Source organism: uncultured Cohaesibacter sp. (genome assembly GCF_963556055.3).
GTDB lineage: Bacteria > Pseudomonadota > Alphaproteobacteria > Rhizobiales > Cohaesibacteraceae > Cohaesibacter.
The window spans coordinates 378,070-401,009 of sequence record NZ_CAUVYE020000012.1; the positions used below are offsets into that span (position 1 = coordinate 378,070).

Annotated in this window: 23 protein-coding genes; 8 read left to right on the top strand and 15 right to left on the bottom strand. The window is 45.9% G+C overall.

Features of this window, described 5'->3' with window-relative positions; genetic code table 11:
• The first annotated feature begins 338 nt into the window (after positions 1-338).
• Both ACHZB8_RS08210 and ACHZB8_RS08215 read left to right on the top strand, forming a co-directional pair.
• Positions 339-548, top strand: coding sequence for a hypothetical protein (locus tag ACHZB8_RS08210; protein ID WP_316859765.1), 210 nt, complete (start codon positions 339-341; stop codon positions 546-548).
• Positions 545-1,075, top strand: a complete 531-nt coding sequence (locus tag ACHZB8_RS08215; RefSeq protein ID WP_316859766.1) for an antirestriction protein ArdA — start codon at positions 545-547, stop codon at positions 1,073-1,075. Before ACHZB8_RS08210 ends, ACHZB8_RS08215 begins: the two co-directional genes overlap by 4 nt.
• A gap of 20 nt (positions 1,076-1,095) precedes the next feature.
• Here the strand turns inward: ACHZB8_RS08215 and ACHZB8_RS08220 are convergent, their stop codons facing one another.
• The 8 genes from ACHZB8_RS08220 to ACHZB8_RS08255 form a co-directional block, all read right to left on the bottom strand.
• The gene (locus tag ACHZB8_RS08220; protein ID WP_316859767.1) at positions 1,096-2,187 is read right to left on the bottom strand and encodes a hypothetical protein; all 1,092 of its coding nucleotides are present in this window, start codon (positions 2,185-2,187) and stop codon (positions 1,096-1,098) included.
• Complete coding sequence (locus ACHZB8_RS08225; RefSeq protein WP_316859768.1) at positions 2,177-2,506, bottom strand: hypothetical protein; 330 nt, start codon at positions 2,504-2,506, stop codon at positions 2,177-2,179. Before ACHZB8_RS08225 ends, ACHZB8_RS08220 begins: the two co-directional genes overlap by 11 nt.
• Positions 2,507-2,609: 103 nt before the next feature.
• Positions 2,610-2,942: a hypothetical protein gene (locus ACHZB8_RS08230; RefSeq protein ID WP_316859769.1), complete on the bottom strand. Its 333-nt coding sequence runs from the start codon at positions 2,940-2,942 to the stop codon at positions 2,610-2,612.
• Between the two features lie 20 nt (positions 2,943-2,962).
• On the bottom strand, positions 2,963-3,835 hold the full coding sequence (locus ACHZB8_RS08235; RefSeq protein WP_316859770.1) for a phage integrase N-terminal domain-containing protein: 873 nt from the start codon (positions 3,833-3,835) through the stop codon (positions 2,963-2,965).
• Positions 3,836-4,990: 1,155 nt separating this feature from the next.
• Positions 4,991-5,269 (bottom strand): recombinase family protein, encoded by a 279-nt coding sequence (locus ACHZB8_RS08240; RefSeq protein ID WP_316859771.1) that lies wholly within the window; start codon positions 5,267-5,269, stop codon positions 4,991-4,993.
• Between the two features lie 349 nt (positions 5,270-5,618).
• The gene (locus ACHZB8_RS08245; RefSeq protein WP_316859772.1) at positions 5,619-5,942 is read right to left on the bottom strand and encodes a hypothetical protein; all 324 of its coding nucleotides are present in this window, start codon (positions 5,940-5,942) and stop codon (positions 5,619-5,621) included.
• On the bottom strand, positions 5,936-8,398 hold the full coding sequence (locus ACHZB8_RS08250; RefSeq protein WP_316859773.1) for a filamentous hemagglutinin N-terminal domain-containing protein: 2,463 nt from the start codon (positions 8,396-8,398) through the stop codon (positions 5,936-5,938). Before ACHZB8_RS08250 ends, ACHZB8_RS08245 begins: the two co-directional genes overlap by 7 nt.
• A 13-nt stretch (positions 8,399-8,411) precedes the next feature.
• Positions 8,412-10,073 carry a ShlB/FhaC/HecB family hemolysin secretion/activation protein gene (locus ACHZB8_RS08255; protein WP_316859774.1) on the bottom strand — a complete coding sequence of 554 codons (1,662 nt, stop codon included), beginning with the start codon at positions 10,071-10,073 and terminating at the stop codon, positions 8,412-8,414.
• A gap of 71 nt (positions 10,074-10,144) precedes the next feature.
• Here ACHZB8_RS08255 and ACHZB8_RS08260 point away from each other — a divergent pair, with 71 nt between their 5' ends.
• Positions 10,145-10,606, top strand: coding sequence for an invasion associated locus B family protein (locus ACHZB8_RS08260; RefSeq protein ID WP_316859775.1), 462 nt, complete (start codon positions 10,145-10,147; stop codon positions 10,604-10,606).
• Here ACHZB8_RS08260 and ACHZB8_RS08265 read toward each other — a convergent pair.
• The 4 genes from ACHZB8_RS08265 to ACHZB8_RS08280 form a co-directional block, all read right to left on the bottom strand.
• Positions 10,595-11,728 (bottom strand): DHHA1 domain-containing protein, encoded by a 1,134-nt coding sequence (locus tag ACHZB8_RS08265; protein WP_316859776.1) that lies wholly within the window; start codon positions 11,726-11,728, stop codon positions 10,595-10,597. The two genes, ACHZB8_RS08260 and ACHZB8_RS08265, sit on opposite strands and share 12 nt — an antisense overlap.
• A gap of 1 nt (position 11,729) precedes the next feature.
• Positions 11,730-12,596: a hypothetical protein gene (locus tag ACHZB8_RS08270; protein ID WP_316859777.1), complete on the bottom strand. Its 867-nt coding sequence runs from the start codon at positions 12,594-12,596 to the stop codon at positions 11,730-11,732.
• 97 nt (positions 12,597-12,693) lie between these two features.
• Complete coding sequence (locus ACHZB8_RS08275; RefSeq protein WP_316859778.1) at positions 12,694-13,134, bottom strand: hypothetical protein; 441 nt, start codon at positions 13,132-13,134, stop codon at positions 12,694-12,696.
• 252 nt (positions 13,135-13,386) lie between these two features.
• On the bottom strand, positions 13,387-14,025 hold the full coding sequence (locus ACHZB8_RS08280) for a hypothetical protein (protein ID WP_316859779.1): 639 nt from the start codon (positions 14,023-14,025) through the stop codon (positions 13,387-13,389).
• Between the two features lie 509 nt (positions 14,026-14,534).
• On the opposite strand from ACHZB8_RS08280, the gene ACHZB8_RS08285 reads away from it, so the two are divergent.
• From ACHZB8_RS08285 to ACHZB8_RS08300, 4 genes are all read left to right on the top strand, one after another.
• Positions 14,535-14,909, top strand: coding sequence for a tyrosine-type recombinase/integrase (locus ACHZB8_RS08285; protein WP_316859856.1), 375 nt, complete (start codon positions 14,535-14,537; stop codon positions 14,907-14,909).
• Between the two features lie 351 nt (positions 14,910-15,260).
• Positions 15,261-15,860, top strand: coding sequence for an Arm DNA-binding domain-containing protein (locus ACHZB8_RS08290; RefSeq protein WP_316859780.1), 600 nt, complete (start codon positions 15,261-15,263; stop codon positions 15,858-15,860).
• Entirely contained in the window at positions 15,803-16,540 is a 738-nt protein-coding gene (locus ACHZB8_RS08295) for an integrase (protein ID WP_316859781.1), read from the top strand. Before ACHZB8_RS08290 ends, ACHZB8_RS08295 begins: the two co-directional genes overlap by 58 nt.
• 92 nt (positions 16,541-16,632) lie before the next feature.
• Entirely contained in the window at positions 16,633-17,058 is a 426-nt protein-coding gene (locus ACHZB8_RS08300) for a hypothetical protein (protein ID WP_316859782.1), read from the top strand.
• Between the two features lie 337 nt (positions 17,059-17,395).
• Here ACHZB8_RS08300 and ACHZB8_RS08305 read toward each other — a convergent pair whose 3' ends face one another.
• Complete coding sequence (locus ACHZB8_RS08305) at positions 17,396-18,385, bottom strand: HNH endonuclease signature motif containing protein (RefSeq protein WP_316859783.1); 990 nt, start codon at positions 18,383-18,385, stop codon at positions 17,396-17,398.
• A gap of 6 nt (positions 18,386-18,391) precedes the next feature.
• Positions 18,392-19,489 (bottom strand): DNA cytosine methyltransferase, encoded by a 1,098-nt coding sequence (locus ACHZB8_RS08310; protein ID WP_316859784.1) that lies wholly within the window; start codon positions 19,487-19,489, stop codon positions 18,392-18,394.
• A gap of 316 nt (positions 19,490-19,805) precedes the next feature.
• Here ACHZB8_RS08310 and ACHZB8_RS08315 point away from each other — a divergent pair, with 316 nt between their 5' ends.
• A complete protein-coding gene (locus tag ACHZB8_RS08315) occupies positions 19,806-21,380 on the top strand; it encodes a TIGR04141 family sporadically distributed protein (protein WP_316859785.1) in 1,575 nt (524 codons plus the stop codon).
• Positions 21,381-21,897: 517 nt separating this feature from the next.
• Here ACHZB8_RS08315 and ACHZB8_RS08320 read toward each other — a convergent pair.
• Entirely contained in the window at positions 21,898-22,665 is a 768-nt protein-coding gene (locus ACHZB8_RS08320; protein ID WP_316859786.1) for an FCD domain-containing protein, read from the bottom strand.
• Positions 22,666-22,940: the final 275 nt, after the last annotated feature.

Sequence of the window (22,940 nt, forward strand, 5' to 3'; positions counted from 1 at the left end):
GACAGCCCCATCATCAAAGGTCATGCAGGGTTCAAAGCCCAGCCAGCCGCTATGATGGCCCAGCGAAACAGTTGATCCCAACGGCATTCATCCCCTCTCCTTGAAACTCCTACTTGGGCCCTGTCGTGTTTGGTCTGGGCAAGGAGTGGGCTCTCCTGGGTGAGAGGTCCCCTGTGGCCGGAAAGGGTCGGAAAATCGTTCAGTCCGCCCGTCCTGCAATGGCCTTCCGCCGCAAGCGGTCTCCCGAGAAAACCATTGCACGCCGGGACTAGGCCTGAACGAGAAAATTTCCGACCGGCCACACGGGGTGGCCGCCAACCAAAACAGGAGAGCCAATCATGGCATCAGATACCAAACACGACAAAGCACCAACCCACGAAGTCTTTCATGTAGTGGGAGATGGAGACAAAGCGCGCTGGAACAAAATCGGAGTTGGCTGGGCCCATCAAGATGGAGCAGGACTGAACCTTGCAATCAACTATACCCCACTGGTTGACGGTAAAACCATCATCCGCAAAGCGGGACGCAAACAGGAGGCCGCCAAATGACTTCCTATTTAACTGCAAACGGAGCCGACAATGGCTCCGTTTATTTTGCCCAGCCTTACAACATTGATGCCGTCGGGTTCTATTTCACGAGTATGGAAGATTATTCGGTCAAAGCTAATGGACATACAGACCATTATGGCCAACCCGTAGAAGAATATGAAATCCAGTTCATCAATGGTGACAACTATCGGCTGTTTAACGAGCTTGCGATCAATCAGGCTACGTTGGCCACATGGTTTGAAAACTTTGCGGACATTGAGGCAGATGAAGATGACTATCTCAAAGCGGTTTATCTAGCTGAGAATGGCTATGACATCGCGGATATTCTGTCCAGAATGCGTGATATCTGGCTCTATCACGGCCGGGCTGAGGACTATGCCGAGGAAATCATCTCAGAATGCTATGACGTACCGTCCCAGCTTGAATACTACATTGACTATGAAGCGTTCGCACGCGACATGCGCATCAACGGAGATTTCGGTGTTCTGGAAACCGATCAGGGTGATGTTCTGGTATTCGGCCATTAATGAGCCGAATACCCCTTCTCTTACGGACGATGCAGTATCCGTATCCCCCTCGTACCTTCAATGACACAGTCAAATCCTGCATTTTCTTCGAACCCTTGCGCAATTAACTCGGCAAGCATCCTGCTGCTTTCATTCTCCGGTTCAGCAAGATCAGAGGTACTGATGTCGGCAATACCGCTAAGTTCAATATTCAACGAAAGCAAGTCATCTTTTTCGACAGGAATAATACTGCCCTCGCCAAACTCATAACGACGCAGAAACTCCATAACGGCCCACTCCCTCAATTGCCAGACAGAAAGCTTTGCATCCAACTCGGTTCGAGGATGATCAGGATTTTGGTTCAATGCATGGATATCGTCCGCAAGTACAAACAGCACTTGCAAACGGGTTGCAGTCTCGAACATGAACTTTAAATACTCTTTCAATCGCAAGCCCGAGATCCGGTTTCTATAAGCCCCCAGTACCGTTATTAGTCCGAAGATGTCTGCGGCTACTTCTTCCTCCAGCGTCTCATTGCCATCTGGGTAGATTGTTGCAAATTCGGATTGCTCAGTAAGCAGTTTGCGGGCTGCTTGCATATACGCAACGAACTGCTTTTCACGGCTAAACACGTGTCCGAGTTCATGGTTGTGCATGAAATCGGTAACTAATGAGGCAAACGTATCGGTGGAGTGTTCTAACTCGGGCATCCGAGTCCGGAAGGCAATGATTTCACGCAAATATTTGTCGTACTCAATCAGCGTCTCTAAGAACAACACCCGGGCCATGCGTGTGTCTTGATGCACAAATAACTGCTCAGCAAAAAACTTTTTTGCTAAACCTCGCGCCAATTTCGCATTTGAAACACCGAAATCGCGATTGATTTCGCGAGAATCAACCATTGCAATCAGAGCAAGGTTGGTGAGAAACGAGGTCATATATGCATTACTGAAGATTACAAACTGGTCGCCAAAATCCCTTACTTTATACGTGTCGCCTTTGCTGTTGTGCATCACCTGATAGATATGACGCACTGTTTCAAGCTCAACACCCTCAAGGGTAATCTCGCTGACCCGATGCAGGTTGTCGAACTCTTGCCCACTTACCAAGTGAGCAATATCCTCAATCTGCATCTTTGTCGTCCTGTTTCAATGAAGTGGACATCTTCTGAATGGCGATCACAACGGTATTTAGGTCATTCGGATCGACATTCTCAATTTCAATCTTGTCCTCACCTTTGGTGATGACAAGAGTTTTGATCGTTTTTGCCCCCAATAGCCGGAGCAAGAAACTCTTGAAACTTGAAATTTGCGCTTCAGTCAATTCTCCTAGTATCTTGAGCACTCGGTCGCTATCAAACCCAGTATCAAGACTGATGAGCGCCCCAATCATTTCGGTGCGCAGTTCATCAACTTCGGCCTTACTAAACTGGCCTTCAATCCGAATTTCCATCTGAAAACCTTCCCTTCACGGCATTTACCCCAAGTGCAATCCATTGCTAAAGAGATAGGAAGTGGTGTTGAATTGTTCCAGAGCTGGTTGTGATGATGCCAGCCTAAAAATAGCCTGAATACCATTCACTCTTCCAGTAGATGACCAATTCGCAATAGCGCTCGAACCTCGCGGTTTCGCGCTTTTCGTACTTTTCTCCTTGAACGGCTTCATCCCAAAACCACTGATAGTCTAAATGGCTAAGCTGTCGCGTAAGATCACGTGCTGCTTGCGTACCGCTCAGATTGATCGGTACCTGCTGAAAAATTCGCACATAATCTTTACCCAATGAGGTTGCCTGCATTATCGCTTCATTGACAGTTTCCCAATTGAAGTAGGATGCCGCCAATTGCTCGCTAGTCTCCTGAGACAACCGCAGTGCGTTCTTCGCATTCATCAACTCGCTTGCCCCTCCTCTTAGCCTAAATAGATTTTCGTAATGCTGGTGCGATTATGGCCTAACTCCTGAGAAATGATCAGGCGCGCCTGATAGTCCAAACGTCGTTGGGGCCGGGTCATCGCGCGGCGGTTGGGTCCGCCGTGCCGTGGGCTGTGCCAGCCCGTTAATTCGTAATAGCGTGCTTGCGCGTAAGCATGGCGCAGGCCATGTAAATTGCTCAACCCTTGTTTGAGCGTTTGATGTTCAAACGCCTTCCGGTGCTGGATATAGCTCTTCCCTGCAGGAATCATCGCCCCTTGGCCCACCAGCGCTGTAGCGCGGTGGAGCAACTGGCGTTGCGCGTCGGTGCGGATCGGCACCTCACGAGGCCGTCCTCCCTTGGTCCACGAGCCATTGAGTTTGAGGCAATGGCCTTGGTCTGCTTGCTGAGGTCTGAGCTTCAACGCCTCTTCGATCCGCAGCCCAAAGGCTGCGATCAGCTCCAACGAGGTCTGCATATATGGATCTGCGAGCACTAGCGTGCTGGGTAGGTCCCAAGAACGGTTGCTCTCCGCATTGGTTGCACGTGATGCAATGCCAAGGGTGGCATTGTCGCGTGGCACGACCGAGGCCTTATTGACCTTCTCCGCCCACCACCGAATCCAGCCGAGGCGGTTTTTAAGGGTAGCTTGGCTCAGGCCTTGCCCTTGCCAATGGTCCACCAGCGCCGTCACATGTTTTGGCTTGATGGAAGTGGCCTTCGGCATTTTGTAGCCCAACGCGTATAGATCTCCTGCCATGGCCTGAAGCCCGCGCAGTCGGTTCGCCTGAGTGGCGTGGGAGCCATCTCGGTTGCGACGGCACAACTGGCCCAAGGCATGGGCGAGATCGTTCACGGTTGGTGCTTTCATTGGTTAGTGTTGATGGTTACTGGTTGGCCGTGGCACAACTCAGTCCGCCCAGAGGGCGGCAAGAACCTGATGTCTGGTTTATCTCCTTTGCGTCTTGAATTTAGGCACAAAAAAAGCCCCTCTCAGGGCTGGGTGATCATCGTGCCGCAATGGGCGGTAGGCGTTGGGGCCGTGGGTCATACGCACTACATGGTGGCTGCTATCTAAGTGCAGCCTATCAAAGGGATCGGCATAATGGTTCTCCTTTCTGGTCAAACGTTCTGAAAGATAGGTTTATAGCAGGGCTTATTCCATACTGACTGCATCATGGCACAATATTCAGAAAAATACAAGTATAAGTTGTATTTCAGGAATTGCAATGCTCGGCTGGCACGTATGGGGCACGCGCCCAAAGGCGCTGAAACCAAAGGCTGTAATGGGAAAGTCGCTGCTGTCACTACCGAAAACTATTTTCATCTTTGCTGTTGCTTGATCCCCCCAATCGTCAACATCAAAGATCACCCGTTTGTAAAACCGGCACAGTTACCCCCCATAACTGCGCTCTACCGTGTCCCCCCAACACGGCAGACTTTCCGAGTTTTACATCCGGCTAGGCCGCCTAAGAGGCCAATGATTTTCGTTAGTGACAGCAGCAAGACACTTACCGTGGCCAGCTGGCCACAGGGGATGTTGGCCACTCCCCTAGCCCCATAGCGATAGCCTTTGGCCATCCAATACGCTATGCTTTTGGATTTATTTGGTTCCCTTATTTACATATTAATTTTTGCTCAATCATACGTTCAACGAGACTTAGCCCCTTTTTCCTGAAGTTTATTTTCCCAAAATATTTCTGAAAAGTCCTTCAAGTAATCCTCGTAAACATCATTTATAACATTTATATTCTCAGGCGCAATCTTACCTTCGTATTCGGTACACCACTTCGCAGATTTTTCTACTGCTTTTTCAAAATTTATTTCACCAATCTCAACATTTAATGAGGCCTCTTTATAAAAAGCGACTACACAATCAGTTTGTATCTGACTACTATTTATATAGTCTTTAACATCACGCTTATTATACGCAATTTATTCTTCACCGTTTTGTCAGCCAATAATTTCATTGCATCTTCTCCAAAAGCTAAACTCGCAATACAATTGCTTATTACAAAAAGCAAAATTAATTTATTAAATCTGACCATCCAAGCCTCCTCAATGCTTCATTGCGTTTTACTGCATCAGCGTAAATTCTACGGCTGAACCCCATTAAAAATGGGGGGATTACCACATCATCTTCCTGAAGAGCAGAAATGGCCTTGGCCAGTTGAGGGCGGTTCTGAACGTCTTTACCGCTGGCCTTCTCCTCATAAATGAGGTCGCACCCTTCAGCCTTCAGGGCTACAAGTTGGCGGTCGAGGTTTTGCGCCTGAGTGCTGACGCGAGCGTATCCGATTTTCATGCCCGAATTATAGCCCGATTTTCGGGACGGATAAACGGGACACGTAATTTATTGAATTTTATGGGGCAGGGGATGTGTCCCGAAAGTCATGAGTTTTGAAAAACAATCTTCAATACAGCACTAGAAAGATTTACATTCGAAGTATTCGCGGAAGACTTCGTGGTTGCGATTGAAATGTGAATCCTCCAAATTCCATACCTGACGAAGTTATATCTTCACTTGTAGCAGCAGAAATCGCATCTAGAACAGCATCTAAAACCCTATTTTTTCCTAAAATATAATACTATTTTCCATACTACCGATATTAAATTAGTATTACTAGTTTTACTGCCAAAAAATTTTACGCAAACTAATTTTCAAAAACATTAGGAAATCCTTTTTGAAAAGCTTTTAATATTTCATCTTTAAATAAATTTTCATCAAATTTACTTTTGTCAACGTTCATTTCTTTCAAACAATTTTCTCTAGATTTTTCAAACATGTACTCAACGCCATTTTCATATTTAGAAATAAGATTTGCTATATCATCGTGCTCATTTAAATAATTTCCATACAACCATATTTCTACCATTTGACAGCCAAACAGATCTATCTGATCAGCATTTAACTTTTCCCGTTCCTCAGAAAAAGCCATAGTTGAGAAAAATAGAAACAAAAGTAAATATTTTACCATCCGTACTTTCTCGATTCTCGTTCTTTTAATTTCTCTACATCCAATTTGTCATCAACAGCATCTTCTGTATTTTTATAGTTTTCAGCTGCTATCGATGCCCACTTACCAAATATTTTTTTCAAAGCTTTTTTAAATCCTACAAAATCATAATCATCGCCGGTGTCAAATGCCTCAAACAAGTTATTAATACCATCTTTCACTTTATCTGCATCTAACGTTCTTCCGTTATTACTATTTTTTTCTGAAATAACGTCAACCAAATTGTAAATAATTGAATATGTTTTAAATTTCTCAAAAAAATAATCTATATAATTTATGTCTAGAGTATAATTTACATCATCGGCCACAAAATCTAATTCTTCGGACTCTTCTTCAGCAACAATAGAACTGTCTGGTACAGAACCTGCGCTCACAAATTCAGAATATTGCGAATTTGGGTCTCCATCACCTTCGATCACGATATAGTAAGATTCAGTTTCATCTGACATTATCTTGACGAGATTAACGATTGAATTAGCAGTATTATCCCCGAACTCAACAGAACCACCATTTGTATAAATTTTTGCTCCAGATTCGATTTCCACGAACCCAGGCATAAACTCTTCATATTGTTCTTTAGAGATATACCCCTCTTCTAACAATTGAGTAACTAACTCGCCCAAATTCTTAGAAAATCCAGTTCTATTGTCTGAAATATAGTCGATTACGTAATTGTAGAGACCTTGAGCCAATTCCCATGAGCTAGAAAAAATTTCATCTTGCGCCCGAGTAGTAACAGTAACTACATTGGTAGTTGGATTAGTATAATACTCAACTATATCACTAGAACCCTGTCCTCTGTCTGCATCTACTGCAAACCCAACATTAAGTCGACCACTGTTTGATCCAATGACAACTCCTGAAGAAATCGTCAAACTATCTTTCGCAGCCAAAATCAATGACACCATATCCCAGCCGGAGCTCTTAATAATGTCTGAGTTCACAACGATTGAATCAGCATAGTTAATCGCGTTAGTGCCATCATTTAGCAAACTAACCAAGGCGGACGCCTCTTTTGCATTGATTTCTGAATACTCTGGATCAAACAAAATCGTCCCGCTTAGCCCGTTCGGAGCTGTTAAATCAGCGTTGATATTGTCAAAGAACACTTCTTTTTTGCCCGACACTTCAACAAAGCCACCATCACCGCTTTGGGAGCCGCCTTTAGCGAGGATTGTGCCATTAAAAGTGGTTATGTTGTCTGACCAATTAACGATTTTTCCACCGTCACCAGCGGTGATAGCAGACGCGCTAAGGGTTGAGCCCTCATCAACAGTCAGATTGGTTGCTGTCGGAATATCCTGATCCTCAAGAGCGATCCCATACCGAGCCACGATATTCTCATCTGGATCACCTCCCATATAGTCACCACCCACTAAAATAATGCCGCCTCCGGCATCTCCATCAGTGGTTACAGTGACGTTGGTCAGACCCAAAATCTCTCCCAGTATTTTAATCTCACCACCAGTCTGCCCTGCATCAGTACCAGATGCATCCAGTTTTCCTGAAACTCGAACATTCTGCTCCGGGGCCTGTGCTGTTTTGGTCGCAGCCGTTTGGGCCTGCAATACGATCTGCCCGTTTTGAGTACCCACGCTTTTAGCTTCAATGATCCCATCATTATTAATGACGTTATCAACCACATAACGAGCCGTTGCAGCAGTCAGCGCCACTCTGCCGCCATCGGCAGTAATACGTCCCTGGTTATCGACCAAAGCACTCATAGGCTGGCCTGTAGCCAGGTCAATCACCTGATCGACAATTTCATCATCGACCTTCAGCTTGATTAGCTCATCGCCATACAGATCCAGCGTGAAGCTATTGGCGGATGATAAGCTGACCTGTCCCAGCTTGGCAGTGATCACCCCACTGTTGCGCACCCCAGGAGCCACAAAGGCCGCAACACCACTGTCTTTGACGGTGATAGTACCTTCATTGATGATGGATGCCGATGGGTTGCCGGACTTTGTAAAATTGTACCGCCCCGCCATAAAATCGCTGTTCTCGATATCATGGGTGGTGGCAATCAGGCCGCCTACATCAATCTTGGAGTTTTTGCCAAACAGAATGCCATCAGGATTGACCAGCATTACCGTGCCGTTGGCGGTTAGCTGCCCCATAATTTGGCTGGGGTCGCCGCCGGTAACACGGTTGAGCGTGACAGAGCTGGCGTTCGGTTGAATGAACTGCGTCCATTCTCCCTCGCGGATATCAAAGCTGTTCCATTCAATAATGGCCTTATCGCTGCTTTGATTGATCTCTGTTTTGGTCGCAGAAGGGCGAGACACGGTAGCCGATCCTTCGACCACATTCTCACCGAGCGGATTTGACCAGGCAGGGGTAACAAGTAACACCGCACTGGTAAGGGCAGTGGTTGCGAACAGGATTTTTGGGAGAGTGAGTGTTGATGGTTTCATGATCTCTGCTCCCTCAATAGCTGGCCGTTAGGCTGAAATAAGCCTGCCAATCATCATCCCCAACCGTGCCACTAAGCCGGTGGGAGCCTTCCAAACTGGCGGTCAGATGATCTTTGAAACCCAAGCAAATACCGGCACCGGCTGAACTGGCCTGATCATGTTTGGCCGTGCCCGTGGCAGGCTTGCGCCGCCACACAGCGCCATAATCGACAAATGAATAAAGTTGGGTTTTGGAAAACGGATTGTTTGGGATCTGCGGGTCATAGCGCAACTCGGCGCTAAGCTTGATACCGTGATCCCCAGCCAATACCGATGAATCAAAAGCGCGGCCATAATTGCTGCCGCCATAGGTAAACTCTTCAGCGGACAGCAGCGGGGTTAAGGCATATTGCCCGTCAATTCTGGCCACTAAGGAAAATCCTTTGGGCAGGCTTTGATAACGGGCAATACTGCCTTCAAATTTGGTAAAATCAACGCGCCCTGCTGAACGGGACGCTAAGCTATTGCTGTTCTTCGTACTGCCCAGTCCTTCAATGCCCTGGCTGAAGGTTCCGGAGAATTGGGTGACGCCTTTGAACTGATCATATTGATCGAAGCTACCACCAACCCGCAAGCCACGCAGCCGGTCTTCACTTAGACGAGATCCCAGGCTGTCACTGAATGAGTTCTTCATAAAGGCCAGAGCGGAAACCGTGAGATTTCGTTCCCGCGTTCGGATCACCGGAAATGCCAACCCTCCCTGAAACGCGATGCTCTCGGTTTCAAATTGGATGGCTTGAAGAGCTGAAGTGCCAGGTTCCCCGGCGCTATAGCTGCCACTGAAGCTGAAGGTTAGCCCTTCGCTATTGAGCACCTGGCTGTATGTGCCGGACACATATTGCAGCTCTTCGAACTCAAAAGACCCGGCATAGGTGACACTGAGGGCTTCATGTTGCTTCAACACGTTGTTGGCGGTGCCGGTTAAGGTGTATTGATAAGGCCCACGGCCTTCAGTTCCGCGATTATCAACGCTGGCGCTGGCATCAAGTTTTTTCTCGGTCATCTCAACCACTAGGGTTGAGGCTCCGGTATTGGTTTTGGATGGCTCCATCGTCGACTTAAAATCAAGGCCGGGAAGATCCCCGGCCAGAAGCAAATAGCGTTCAATGGTTTTAATGTTGATCGGACGGGCTGCGGTAATCTTCGCGCCATAGCTGCTAAATAGATCCCGATAGCCCTCAATTCCGGCTGGCCATCGCACCTGATCAATATAGCCTTCAATGACCTTGAGACGAATAGTTGCCCCACCTGGATCAAGTGATTGCGGAGGCACAATCACACGGGACAGAACATAGCCGTCATTGCCGTATTGGGCTGTAAGCTTTGCGGCCAGATCGTAGATCTGCTGCAAGCTGACTTGGCCGACAACTGTACTGGTTAGGTCTGTAAAATCTGCCGCATCATAAACCGTGCTTCCCTCAACCAATACCTGGCGCACATTCAAGCGCACTTGAGCGGCGTTTGCTGGTGCTTCGGTAGAACGGAGCACAAAACGTGGAGAAGGGGCTTGAGATTGTGGCGTAGACGGCAACGCAAAGCGTTGCTCTATACGCCCGGCTTCCTCACTACTTGGGATAGTCTGAGCAAAAGCAATTGAAGGAATAAGTACAATCGGCAATAAAGAAAGGCGCAGCAATAGCCTGCTCCATTATGAACACCAGAAAACATTAACAAGAACCTAATAGCAACCTATAGGGGAATTATCAATTGCGACGTTTTGGCTGGGTATTATTTGCTAGTTTGCTTGGATATTCGAGAATAGCGGGCGCGGGCACAACAACTGAAATAATCGGCGATTGGCAAAAAATATGTAATGAGCAAAACTGCCATCTCGAACAGGTTGTGTTGCAGAGCGTTTCTAAGAAAGCAAAATTGAAAGTCAACATTGTTAGAAAAAACAAGAGAATTTTTCTACTTCTGGTTACGCCACTTGGACTGAACCTGCCCTATGGCATGAGGATCAACGTTGATGGTGGCAAGCCATTTATGGGAAAGTTCAACACCTGTACAGTTCAAGGGTGCTTTGTCGCTATTCCGTTTGATGGAGCAATTCTCAATGCTTGGAAAAAGGGAATAAGTGCCCAAATTATTTATCAAGATGGTACTGCACAAAACGTTATATCTATAGTTTCTCTCAAGGGAGTAACTGCTGGACTTTCAGGTCTTTAAAATTTCCAACCTTAGGTCTTCCAATACATTTTCTGTATATTCCTTTTTTATTGTTGCCCCAGCTGCCATTGGATGACCACCTCGTGCAACGAAATACTCGCTTTTTAGATGCTGTAGTAGCTCCACTAAATTTGGAGAATTTATATTTCTGGCTCGTCTCAATTCTATTGCTGTATTGTCTTCTTTAATCTGAATAGAAACCACGACCCCTTCTCCGATTTGATTTCTAGCTTCTGAAGCAACAAGATTTACAACATTATACTTTGTATCTAAATAAATTTTATAAACATTATAGTCCTTTGCAGCGATCCACAAACAATCATGTTTTGATTTTCCAACTTGATCCTGCACAACACAGCTAATTTCTTTTGAACTGTTTCGCAAAACTTCAAACAACTTTGACTGTCTGACTCTCTCCGACGCAGCTTGAATACTTTCTCCACCTTCTTCTTCTTTGACCAACTGGACAATGGATCGAACAAAACTTTCTGCAGCTATGCTAGTTGAATTTAAAAGACAAAATGCAGTTATTCCTCTACCAAATTCTCTTGCTAAATTCTTCACTCTTTGGTTTGCATGAAACGATGCAATGTCAAACAGATGAGTTACCCCTTCACCAAAAAGGCCTGCTAAAGCAAGAAAAGCCTGCATTCCAGACCTTTCTTTACTAGGTGCTTGAGATAGAAAATCACAGAAATAAACTGCTGGACGAATCTGATTCCTCGTTTCTTGCGCATCCCTATCTGGCAACAACTGAATAATTCTACAATTATCTGGCGGTCGTCCAACGTCACCCAAATGGTCATCTATAACTAAAACTGTACCTTTAACTATTCCACAAAGTTTCTGTAAAGCTCCTTTACTACTCCCAACATTTATATCCAGTGTTATTAAATTTGAAACCTTTTGATTTTCAAACCAATCAATAAGCGTTTCTAAATTGAGTTCTTCGCTAGAAACACAGTAAAAATCAGCAATATTTTCCTTGAGTATCGTTTCTAACAAAGCAGCAGCAATACAACCATCAGCATCACCATGAAACGCAACACAGGCACCAGAAACAGTCAAGCTATCGAGGTATTCTAAAATTTCTATTCTGTCTAAATGATCAAAATCATGCATTCTATGACTTCTCGATACCTATACTGTTTTCGACAAATTTCACAATGTCTTCAGACAGTTTTTTCCAAGATCCTGGAGTATTTCCATACTCGATATACCTTATACTTGCGACATCAAAAGGAACATCCTTCTTGTCTTCAACAATTATAACGCACGGCTTTCCCATAACGTGCGCCATACCTAGCTCGTAAAAAACATTCGAGTTCCTATCACTAACATCTGAGATTACAACACTACTGTCTTTTATCATGTTAAATATATCATTTGGTATTTGCGTAGATTTACAAATTTCATCGACTCTTAGACATTTAAGCTTCAGTTTTCTTTCAATAGGCTTTTTTACATAGTCATTATAAATCTCATCTCTTCGCCGATCAAATGGCATAGCTATGAAACAATATCCTAAATCATTTAACTCCAGAGGTCCCCAGAAGGATTCGATCCTAGAGGTCATATCATTTTTCCGCTGAAGCGAGTTTAGTCCAGTGTCTGCTAACGCTAGTGCAAGATCAAATTCAAAACTCCTAATCTTTGCGATATTCCTAGCAATTGCTGCCCGAACTATTACTGCAGAAGCATATTCAGGGGAATCTACAGAACCTCCGAATGGAGGCTCGGAATACCAGTATCCATTATCTTGTAGACGAATAATATGATTAAGACACTCATCCAGAAGGGAAAATACTTCATTTGATATTAATTTGTTCAATACATCAAATCGTTCATATATATTATATATTGTAAATGCATCATCTATGATGTTATTACTGAAGCCAGAACGTCCATCATTACAAATTCCATAAGATTTTTTTAAAAATTCAACAGATCTTTCGAAGATTTCTGTTGGTAGCTCTTTCATGTCGGCCATCAAAGACAACCCCATTGAGGTAATAGAAGTTTTGCCATACCAACAACTTGAACTACTCCATTCCGAAAGAATCCACTTCACAGTTTCATCAATTCTCTCAGACTCTCCCCCCCCCTTCCTTAAATCTCAGAAGTTTTAGCAAAAAGAAAAGTGCTGGATAATCTGGATTACCTCCGGCTCTCTCTTTTTTACTAAATAGATATTCTATGTCATGATTAACAATATTCTCGTATTGAGCAACATTTAAAAGAGGGCCACTTCGCCAAAAAAAAGTAGTTAATCGTTTTGTATTTAAGTCAGCCAAATACTCTAAAGCAGGTTTTAGCAACTCAGAAGTTGGCTGCAACCCTGCAGCCATAAGCGTCATCACAACATGATTAGTACAAATGAATTGATCTAGAGAATCTGGCCCGCCCCAAGTTCCATCTTCATTTCGCTCCATCACAATTCGATGAATTGATTTAGAAAGAAGAATTGCCAAGCTAGAAGAATTTCTGGGCGGACGTGTACCAACCGCAAAATACCGACTAACACCCATTAAGGGCCTCCTAAATCAAGAATAAACTCTGATTGAAACTTAACTATAATTCGATTTCTCAAACAGACAAGAGTTAGATGGATCTATGGACAATCTGAAATTGCTTTTGCCTTTTTTACGTTTTCAGATTTTGATTTGTTAGAAGGAACTATTTATTTTTCTTAACTCTCAATCAAATCTTTTTTATATCTATTTGTAATATAAAAAAGCCGCCCACCGGGCGGCCTTTCATATTAGATCAAGTTCGCAAGCTCAGAAACTAATCCGTAACACAGGACCAACCGAGGCATAAGTGCCTTTCGTGCCGCTAATTGTGCGCCCTGCTTCGGCTTTAAGGGCCAGAGTTGCCCGTTCTTTAAATAAATTCACCCCCAATTCAGCACCACCAAACGCGGCAGTGATATCTTCTGATGCATTTACGGATGTTGATGCTGCGGGGACTGTTACATCGACATCCAAGTTAATTTGGCGCACGCCACCATACGGCGCAATAACAAAATTTCCAGCATGCGCTCTCGCTTTAACATACCCACCGAATGACGTCATGCTCGATTTACTGTTCGTCGACACGCCAGCAACGGAAGAGGCTTTTGTGGCATCACCAAGGCTAATAAATCCGGTACCACCACCGCAAACATCCAACCAATCTGCAGAGCCTACACCAGCCTTACACACCTCAACCGAGCCCTCAATACCGTAAAAAGTATTGCTAATTGCATCAGCCATATCGCCGTTATCGGGATAGAGCCCCATGACCGTTGGGCTCAGGCCAGTGCTAATATACCAACCTTGCTCAATTCGGTCGGTAAACGACAAATCCTCTGCACAGGTCACAGCGATAGATGTCGCAAGAATACAAGCGGTGCACACACTTGTTTTCAAGATATTCATGTTCGTTAATCCATGGACTTGAGATAGAATAACACGAAACAGAATTATCAATTCTGTACAGATACTATGATTCATAAGGAAATTGGACTTGTCAGAGCGTGTGGGAAGCGGTAACTAAAACTTTGTCGGCGGTTAGCACGTTGCTTTCGCAGGCATTTCATCTGCGAAACAGAATTGATAATTCTGTTGCTCATTTGTGACAGTTGAACTGAGACCAATGGGCAACCCTAAGGGCAGGTGACATCGCAAAAAGCGCCAAAAATCCGGCAAACAATGAGCCTCTATACGCGTACAGGCGCTCGTAAATATCTCAACACCGAAGAACGGCAGCGTTTCCTTTCAAGCGGCCTATGAGGCCAAACCGTTCGCAAAAAGCCTAGCTCTCACTCTTGCTTGTACAGGCTGCCGCATCTCTGAAGCTTTGGAACTCACCCCTGCATCTCTGCAACCTGTCCAAGGAATTATTGCCATCCGCTCACTCAAAAAGCGCGGCGCTATCATTGTTCGCGATGGTACCGATTTCTCCGGTTATAATGGCCGCAATTATTGATATTCATGGGCTTTCAGCTTTGGATAACTCAATTATTAAAACGCAGCTGTGGCCGTGGCATCGGGTACAGGCTTGGCGCGAAATCAAAAAAATTATGCAGAGAGCAGGTATTTCAGGCGTACACGCAACGCCTAAAGGTCTTCGACACGGTTTCGCGATTCACGCAATACAGTCAGGCGTTTCGATCAACCTAGTACAGCGCTGGCTTGGCCATGCTTCACTCTCAACCACAGCCATCTACACCGAAGCCGTTGGTCCCGAAGAACGTCTCATTGCAGCACGCATGTGGCAGTTTGAAGATCGAATGCTTGAGGGGAGTGGCCGGAAGAATTAGCATTTACACCACTGTTACACGAGTTTCTGGGGAGTAAGGAGAACTAAGTAAGATATTGATTTTAATGGCGCACTCGGAAGGATTCGAACCCTCAACCTCTTGATCCGTAGACGCAAAAGGTGCCATTTCTGTAAAATTTTCAGATTGCAGTAAAAGCTAATGTAGCTGCGGAATTTCCGCACTTGACTACAATTTATACTTGCATTTTTATCTGCAGCGTCTCAATATTTCCGTTCACACGAAAGTTACACGAGATGCCAAATGTATATTTAACAAACAAACTTATTAAGACAGCAATTTGCCCAGAGAATAAACATCAGGAGCTTTACTGGGATCACCCCAAAGGAGCCGATGGAAAAATCCACCCAGATTCCCAAAAAGGGGCTTGGCCTACGCGTAACAGCGCACGGCAGCATGTCCTTTGTTCATGCATTCCAACTACATGGCAAAAGGCGCAGAGTGGTCATCGGAGATGCTGCCAACATGAATATTGGCTCAGCAAGGCTGTGCGTCGGACAACGCCGCCTACTCCTTGGAGAGGGAACTGATCCAGACGCTGATAAAGTCGATCACCGCAAAAAGCAGGACTTACTTGTTGAAGATATAATCGAGCGCTATTGGGCAGAGCATATGTCAACCAAGTCGAAAAATCATCAGGGACAGTTCTGGTGCTATATAGACGACAGCATGCGCCCACAGCCCAAAGCCAACACTCAACGCGGCAAAAAACAAAAAACGCTCGTATCGCAGCTTTGCGCAAATGCATGGCATTCCAACCTATCACTGACATCAACCCATCTGATGTCACACGATTTCTGGCACAGTTTAAGGCTGATGGAACCTGGAATGCCGCATATCGGCATCTCAAGGCTTTATTCAACTGGGCGATACGCATGCAGATTGTTGATATGCGAAACCCTTGCACTCCCCTTCGCCAGAAAACCGTCTTAAAGCAACGACGCGATTATTCACCAGAACAAATCAAGGCAATTGCCAATTACATCTTTTCGCCCGTGATTGAGCCATCGGTTCCAACAGCAGGTCTAAATGGCCGGAAAAAGCGAATAGTTTCACTTACCAATGGCAGAACAACCGTTGGAAACGCCCAGATGGTTGAGCTCTGCAACTACATGGGCATCCTATTTCTAACGATGGCCCGACCAACGGAGCTCAAGCATGCTGAGTTTTCCCATTTCGATCTGGACAACCTCATTTGGCACAAGCACAACACTAAAGGCATCAAGCTGTCACGGGCACCATCTGAATATGCCTACCGTTCAGTTCCCATCCACCCCAAGGTGGCTGAATTGGTACGTCATCAGCAAGGGCGTTGGCCAGAGGCCAAATTAGTTTTTCCTTCCCATACGGATGCCAATCAACCACGCGACAACTTCCGTAATCCGCTAGCTCGATTTAAGAAGCTAGATGGAGTGCCAGATTATTTTCAGCTCTATGACCTCAAACGGATTGCTATTTCCCTGATGTTGGTTGGACAAGGGGTGAGGCGTGAAGACGTCAGCCACTACGTGGATCACAAAGGGAATCTGGAAACGACCATGATTTACGACCTTGGTTTTGTTGATCCATTACGGCCAGTGACGGACAAGTTAGGACAACTATTAGGTGTATAATTCTTGACTTCCGCACCCATATATAGTATACAGCAACAATCCGGCAGTTATAGCTGGACTGGTTTTAAGCGCTCCTCGAGAGCGCTTTTTTTATGCGCAAATCAATGAAAGTGAGGATTATGGAAGCAATCTCAGCCGTCGTGCTGAATAAAGACGTATTGGAAGAAATGTTGGAACGTGCGGGGCAACGTGGCGCTGAACTGGCAGTCGCGCAGTTCAAAGAGCAACTGGAGCAAGACCCACAAGATCGACACGTAATGCGGTTACGGGAATTCTTACTCGATCGCAGCTCGGTTGAGCTTCCGCGTGAGGTTTGGGCCAGCAGCCATCATATTCGGCGGATTGAGCTCAGCCCCAAGGGCAAGCCCAAGTCCAATACCTGGATGCAGCATTTCAAGCGGGAAAGTGGGTTGGAAGGATGTACCTCACGTCCCAGTCCCTCTCATGGGCGGTTACGTGAATGGTGCTTTGAGGACATCGCTAATGCTTGGGAGCGGTTTTATGCGTTTAAGTGGTAAGCTGGGGGCGCTGCCCCCAACGGCGGTTCAAGGGGCCGAGGCTCGCCTGTGGCTGCGCCCGCACCCTCCCCCTTGATCCTCTGCCCCCCGCATTCGCCATGTGGCAGGGGTGCAAGGGACTTGCACCCTCAAGATTTGTCGATGAAATGTTTGTGTATAAACCTTCGGCGCTCAGCTGTTGTTAAGTCAGTTCGCTCCACATACTTCAATATCTCAGATGACGGAACAAACCCCTCGACCGCGCTAATAGACAAAGCACGCTTTATCGTAAGTTTTCCCACTTTTGAGACCTTATCGTCCGACATCAAGCTTTCGACAGCCTTTGTCCAGGACAAGTCTAAATTTCGTACCATTCGTCGCCATTCCAAACTAAGCCACCCGCATGAACTTGATCATGGTGTACATTGCACAATGTTTTCAAATTATCCAGCTCATTTGCTCCACCCTTTACATGGTCAACCAAATGATGCAGTTCTAGGAACTTTCTCGGATCGTCGGGATTAAGATTGTTTCTTGACCATCCGCAATAGGTACAACAAAACTTATCACGCTTCAGCGCTTTCACTCGGACAGGGTCTGGAATATTCCGATCATGAACTTCAGCCTGGCGATCTTCTTCCAGTAAATATGCGCCAACACTGAGGTCAGAGCGCCCCTGCATACGCGTTACAACTGGCCAACCATCCTCTGTTCGCAGCTCGCGTGTTCGCCTAGCCCATTCCTTGTTGTCTTTAGCCAGGTAACGTAGTTCTTCACCAGTCACAACATGACCCACATTTAGCCGCAAATACTCTAGTAGCTTTGCCTTCACTCCACCTGGTTTTTTACGAATCGCGTTGAGTTGATTCCATCTAAGGGCAGCCTCCCGATCCTGATTAACATTCATTAGCACATATTGATCAGGCCTCAGATGAAAGTCCTTCATCCTGAGCATCGCTTCCAACTCATCTACAATCTCAGGCGCATCCTCGACGACTTCAGTAAGCGTTGCGCCGGTATAAATCGTCCAACCATACTGTACACGCAACTCACGAACGCGCCGCGCCCATTCTCCAATACCTGAAACGACCATCAGTTCATCGCCATCGATCAATGTTTTTGGATATTTCAGCAGATAAGCAAGCATTCGGTCTCGTGCAGATCTAACATCCTCACCTTTAACAAGCCCGCTGCCTAAATCTCGCAATGCATGAACAGCTGGTACTAAGCTTCTCACTTGCTCGCGCAAATCGTCTTTTTTGACGCGCTCCAAGAAAGTATCGAGCAGCTGTTTAATTTCAATGACTTGAGTTTGTTGATTTTCCGCCGCTCGAGATCTTCTTGCCATGGTCGACTATGCCGATTTCTTTAATTGAACATACATTTCACGGATCATTCGGCCTAATGCCGATGCAAGTGCTGGAGGCACTGCATTGCCAATCTGCCGCGCAATTTCGGTTTTCGATCCGACAAACTTAAAATCATCTGGGAACCCCATCAATCGTGCAGCCTCACGATGAGTAATCGGCCGATGCTGCTCAGGATGGAGATAACGCCCCTTCTCTGGCTTAAAAAACTCTGTCCGAATTGTGACTGATGGTCTATCCCACCACAGCCGACCAAACAAATCAGTTCCACCACTCTTTTTCTTTATCCAACAAGCTGGCGTTAAATCTGGCGCATTTTTCTGTAGATCAAACCGATTACCACCCGGAGGCACAACTTTGTATCGAGCAACACTCTTTGCCGTCGGGTTTCGTTTGATATGCAGATCTAACGGTGCACTTCCTCCAATTTCAGTTTCGGTTGGCTCTGGCAAATCAGCAATTGCATCCCGAACCGTTCTCCAGATCGGCAAATTGCTCGATTTCTTGGGGTCAGCATGAGTTGGAAGTGGTGGAAATACAGGAGGCTGAGCATTTTGCCGCCAACCAAGCACGATAGTTCGCATACGCTTTTGAGGAGCGCCATAGTCTGCGGTGTTTACAACACACGCATCAGTCTCAAAGCCATATTGAGCAGCTTTTTTACAAATTTCTTGCAACTCAGGAGAACGGAAAAGCTCAGCTACATTTTCCATCACAAATATTGGTGCATTTGAGCAGTGGGCAATCTCAATAAATGGCTCCCACAACGCTCTGCGTTCATCTCCTTTTCGTTGCCTATTAAGCAAACTGAAGCCCTGGCAAGGCGGACCACCAATAACAATATCTGCCTCGGGAATTTCATGTGTTTGAATCCACTCCTCAACATTAGCGCAGACTGACTCACCACTAAAATTAGCTGCGTGAGTTTGGATTGCGGCTTTATCATTATCGATTGCAAGAACCGATTTAAAACCGCCGCAAAAACGCTCGTCAATCAAGCCAAGCGACATCCCTCCTGCTCCGCAGAACAGATCAATCACTCGCAGCGAACTAACATTATCTGAATTGATTCGAGTTTCAGTCATGCTTCCATTCTACATGAAGAGGTGAACGAATAAAGAACAAACTTCCCCTTTACGTAGGCCAGAGGTTCGTTCTCACCTTTTGTATCTGATTCACTTAGTTCCTTTAAGATCGGCCACCTTTTCTTGAAAAACTTCTAACGATTGCTGCTTTTCCTCTTCGAAGTCCTCGCAACATGCGTTGAAAGCATCAGGGCGATTATCAACCGTATCGGTGATCTCCTCATACGAACAGTTCAACGTTTGCCAGCATTGCTCTTAGTGTAAAAATGTTTGATACTCAACTTAAGCGAGATTTACTGAAATAGGGATTAAACCGTTGGCAAAGTCAAAAACATACTCACTCTATCTCGCAAAAGAGGGTATTACCGAATTCGAAGAACTCTTCACTGAGAATGCAAAAGAAAAAATTCGTAACGGTAAAGTTGCGCGTTCTGATACCAATGATCTTGGAGATGCCGCTAGAGTTTATGTATTTGAAAATGCACCTACGCCACCAACTTGGCTTGCTGATATCTCAAGCGTATTTGCAACATCTTTTGCCCACGGTTGGCAGTTTATAGACGACACCAAAATTGAATCAGACTTTGGATTGCGCGTTGCAATTAACTCCCTCGATGACAAAAAGGTTCGCCGGATTGATCGCAGCCATCTCGGTGAAGCAATCAAAGGGGTCTCCCAATCTTCATTTCAGCGGGATTTGCAAGCTTTCGGTATCGACGAAGCCCTCGACCTAGTTCGCAGAATCTCGGGACGAGTGGACGATAGCGACTTTGCCAATAGTCTTTCTGGAGCAACGGCCCTTAAGGTGACACGCGAGATGAGCCTCGGGGACATAGCAGACGTAGCTAAAGAGGCGCTTGAGCGCTCTCAATCAAATGAGTACCAGGCAACCGGCTTCTACATTATTGATAAGGTACGCCCTACACTCGACAAATTGTTTATCGCTAAACTAGACGAGGCTGCAGTCGAAGCAGTTAAAAACGACACAGAAAATTTTGAGCTATCGATGCCAGGATGGTCCGAAGAAGACGTTATCTACTACGGTATGTACGGCCCTGGTCTAAAAGGTCGTTTTCCAGACCTTCTTATTTCACACTACCGCGACGCCTTAGGAGATAAGATCGAAGAGTTAGATACAGAAACAATCTGTCGAAAACATGGGATTTTGGCTGAATTTAACAATGACGCTGGAACCAGGAAAAGCTGGTCAATTAAAAAAGCTCTGGTTGGCTCAATTGTCGTTGACGGAGGTTTGTATGCAATTAGTGAAGGCGAGTGGTATCGGCTTGACGAACAGTTCAAATCAGATGTTGATGCCGTTTTCAACGAACTTAAAGAAAGCTGGCCATTCGCGCCTTTAGTGATAAAGAAAATAATCTCAGAAGATGGGAAAAAGACCGGTTTTGAAAGCGAACTTAGCTACAACTTACGCTGTGCTGAAGAATATGGTCAAATATGCCTCGACCAGAAGATACTCTCGGTTCCTGCCATACCATATGGAAAATTCGAGGCCTGTGATCTCTTGGATATAGAGAACAAGCGCCTGATCCACGTTAAGAAAAGCTCACGACAATCGAGTGTGCTTAGCCATTTTTTCAAACAAGGAGCTAATTCCGCACAAATTCTGAAGACCATCCCTCAGGCCCGAGAAACTATGATTGAAAAGGTTCGCGAACTAACAAATGATGCAACTGCGGAGACATTAGCAAAAGCGATGGGCGATGCAATGGCTGGATGGAAAGTTGAGTTTCAAATCATCGATGCTCCTCGAAAAGATGGGGGATTCATGATTCCCTTTTTCAGCAGGATAACCCTTCGAGATGAGAGCAGAACTCTCAAGGGAATGACATACAAACCAACATTGCGCTTTATTCCAACTCCAGTTACATAGCCATGAAACTCTTTCTCCTGATTAGTGTGGATTCAACTGAGGACTCAAAACTGACCAAAATTCTGCTGCTGCAACAGAAATCTGACTCACACAACTCTCGCACACTCACGCAAAATTTAGAAAATAACACTTATATTACATACTATTAGAAGTTTTTAACTCGGACTCTGACTCCGTCGGTCCTGGTTCGAGTCCAGGATCCCCAGCCAAATTTCTCCGTTACAAATCTGCCCCGTATGCGACGCTCAGGCTTGAGTGGTCGTGCTGGTTGCGTTTGCCGTTGAAGCATAGTCTGTCCGGGGGGATAAAAATGCTCGGCCACGTCGGCTTGAGCTTCAGCTTCAAAGATCTGATGAGGTGACGAGCCGTTTCAGCCAGCAAGCTGCCAATCTGATGCACTTGCTCTTAAAGGCGGTCAATCACGGATACCCCCAGGCATGGCCGCAACAAACTGGCGAGGATATCAGCATCGCGAGCCCCCTCAAGCCTCCCCCGCTTGGCACAGGCCAGTCCGTTTTCATGTCTTTTCCGACTTCGCGCCTGCTTTCTCAATCGCCTGACGCAGATAGGCGGCGCTCGTGTCAATCTGTGCTCTTATGAGGTCTGTGGCACCGCTTGTGTCTTTGGCAAGAATCTTCTCATAGATGTCGGCATGCTCGTCATAGGCCTTGTCCAGAGACTTGATCGGAACCCGACTGGTCACATGAATCACGTCATTGATCAAACCGGCGAAATTGTCATAGATCCTGACAAGAATCTGATTGTCGGTTGCATGCACGAGGGCGAGATGAAAGGCGGCATCGGCGTCGACAAAGCCGGAGAAATTTGTCTCGTCCCGCGCCTTTTTCATATTGGCCAGTGCCGTTCCCATCGGACCAAAATCGGGAGCATCGAGGCTGGCAATGATTTCAAGCGCTTCAGACTCGATCATCCGTCGCACTGTCATCAGTTGCAGAAGATAGTTTGCGTCGGAATAGAATTGCTGGCGCACTGTGACCGCTAGCGCATCGAGATAGTTATTGACGTCATCACGAACAATTTCCGTTCGCTCTCCATGGCGTCGCAGCACAAGGCCCTTGACCTCAAGTTCCTGGATGGCCTCTCTGACGGCTCGTGTGGAGACACCGAATTCGCGCGCAATGGCGCTTTCGGATTCCAGCCTGTCGCCGACTTTCAAATCACCATTCAAGATCCGACTCTCAAGCACGGACGATACGACGGAATGCAGCCTGCCACGTTTCAGTGGTGTTTGGAGCGTTTCACCCAAGTCCATAGAGTCAGTCATTTGGTTTTCATACATCCCTTTTTGGTGTTGCCTCGTCAATACTCACAATACATGCCATATATCAAGTATTATCCCTGCCCGCCACAGTAGGACTGCGTCATGTTAAGCAGCTTTTTAGCGGGAGATTACTTACATGCCCTCATTTTTCAAGCAATTCCTCAAAGTTTTGTATAATCAAAGACGCTATTCACAGTTGTTTCAAAGATTTCTGCTGCCAACATGGAGCATTCGGTTATGCAAATATTTTCATGCCCTGGAAGCAGCCCTAATCCGGC

Coding starts and splice junctions, on each gene's coding strand:
- ACHZB8_RS08305 (WP_316859783.1), bottom strand. CDS start 18,385: ATGGCAAGAAGATCTCGAGCGGCGGAAAATCAACAAACTCAAGTCATT.
- ACHZB8_RS08210 (WP_316859765.1), top strand. CDS start 339: ATGGCATCAGATACCAAACACGACAAAGCACCAACCCACGAAGTCTTT.
- ACHZB8_RS08230 (WP_316859769.1), bottom strand. CDS start 2,942: ATGAATGCGAAGAACGCACTGCGGTTGTCTCAGGAGACTAGCGAGCAA.
- ACHZB8_RS08265 (WP_316859776.1), bottom strand. CDS start 11,728: ATGCATGATTTTGATCATTTAGACAGAATAGAAATTTTAGAATACCTC.
- ACHZB8_RS08220 (WP_316859767.1), bottom strand. CDS start 2,187: ATGCAGATTGAGGATATTGCTCACTTGGTAAGTGGGCAAGAGTTCGAC.
- ACHZB8_RS08215 (WP_316859766.1), top strand. CDS start 545: ATGACTTCCTATTTAACTGCAAACGGAGCCGACAATGGCTCCGTTTAT.
- ACHZB8_RS08235 (WP_316859770.1), bottom strand. CDS start 3,835: ATGAAAGCACCAACCGTGAACGATCTCGCCCATGCCTTGGGCCAGTTG.
- ACHZB8_RS08225 (WP_316859768.1), bottom strand. CDS start 2,506: ATGGAAATTCGGATTGAAGGCCAGTTTAGTAAGGCCGAAGTTGATGAA.
- ACHZB8_RS08295 (WP_316859781.1), top strand. CDS start 15,803: ATGCAGATTGTTGATATGCGAAACCCTTGCACTCCCCTTCGCCAGAAA.
- ACHZB8_RS08270 (WP_316859777.1), bottom strand. CDS start 12,596: ATGGCCGACATGAAAGAGCTACCAACAGAAATCTTCGAAAGATCTGTT.
- ACHZB8_RS08285 (WP_316859856.1), top strand. CDS start 14,535: ATGGTACCGATTTCTCCGGTTATAATGGCCGCAATTATTGATATTCAT.
- ACHZB8_RS08320 (WP_316859786.1), bottom strand. CDS start 22,665: ATGACTGACTCTATGGACTTGGGTGAAACGCTCCAAACACCACTGAAA.
- ACHZB8_RS08240 (WP_316859771.1), bottom strand. CDS start 5,269: ATGAAAATCGGATACGCTCGCGTCAGCACTCAGGCGCAAAACCTCGAC.
- ACHZB8_RS08310 (WP_316859784.1), bottom strand. CDS start 19,489: ATGACTGAAACTCGAATCAATTCAGATAATGTTAGTTCGCTGCGAGTG.
- ACHZB8_RS08250 (WP_316859773.1), bottom strand. CDS start 8,398: ATGAAACCATCAACACTCACTCTCCCAAAAATCCTGTTCGCAACCACT.
- ACHZB8_RS08245 (WP_316859772.1), bottom strand. CDS start 5,942: ATGGTAAAATATTTACTTTTGTTTCTATTTTTCTCAACTATGGCTTTT.
- ACHZB8_RS08290 (WP_316859780.1), top strand. CDS start 15,261: ATGGAAAAATCCACCCAGATTCCCAAAAAGGGGCTTGGCCTACGCGTA.
- ACHZB8_RS08280 (WP_316859779.1), bottom strand. CDS start 14,025: ATGAATATCTTGAAAACAAGTGTGTGCACCGCTTGTATTCTTGCGACA.
- ACHZB8_RS08300 (WP_316859782.1), top strand. CDS start 16,633: ATGCGCAAATCAATGAAAGTGAGGATTATGGAAGCAATCTCAGCCGTC.
- ACHZB8_RS08275 (WP_316859778.1), bottom strand. CDS start 13,134: ATGGGTGTTAGTCGGTATTTTGCGGTTGGTACACGTCCGCCCAGAAAT.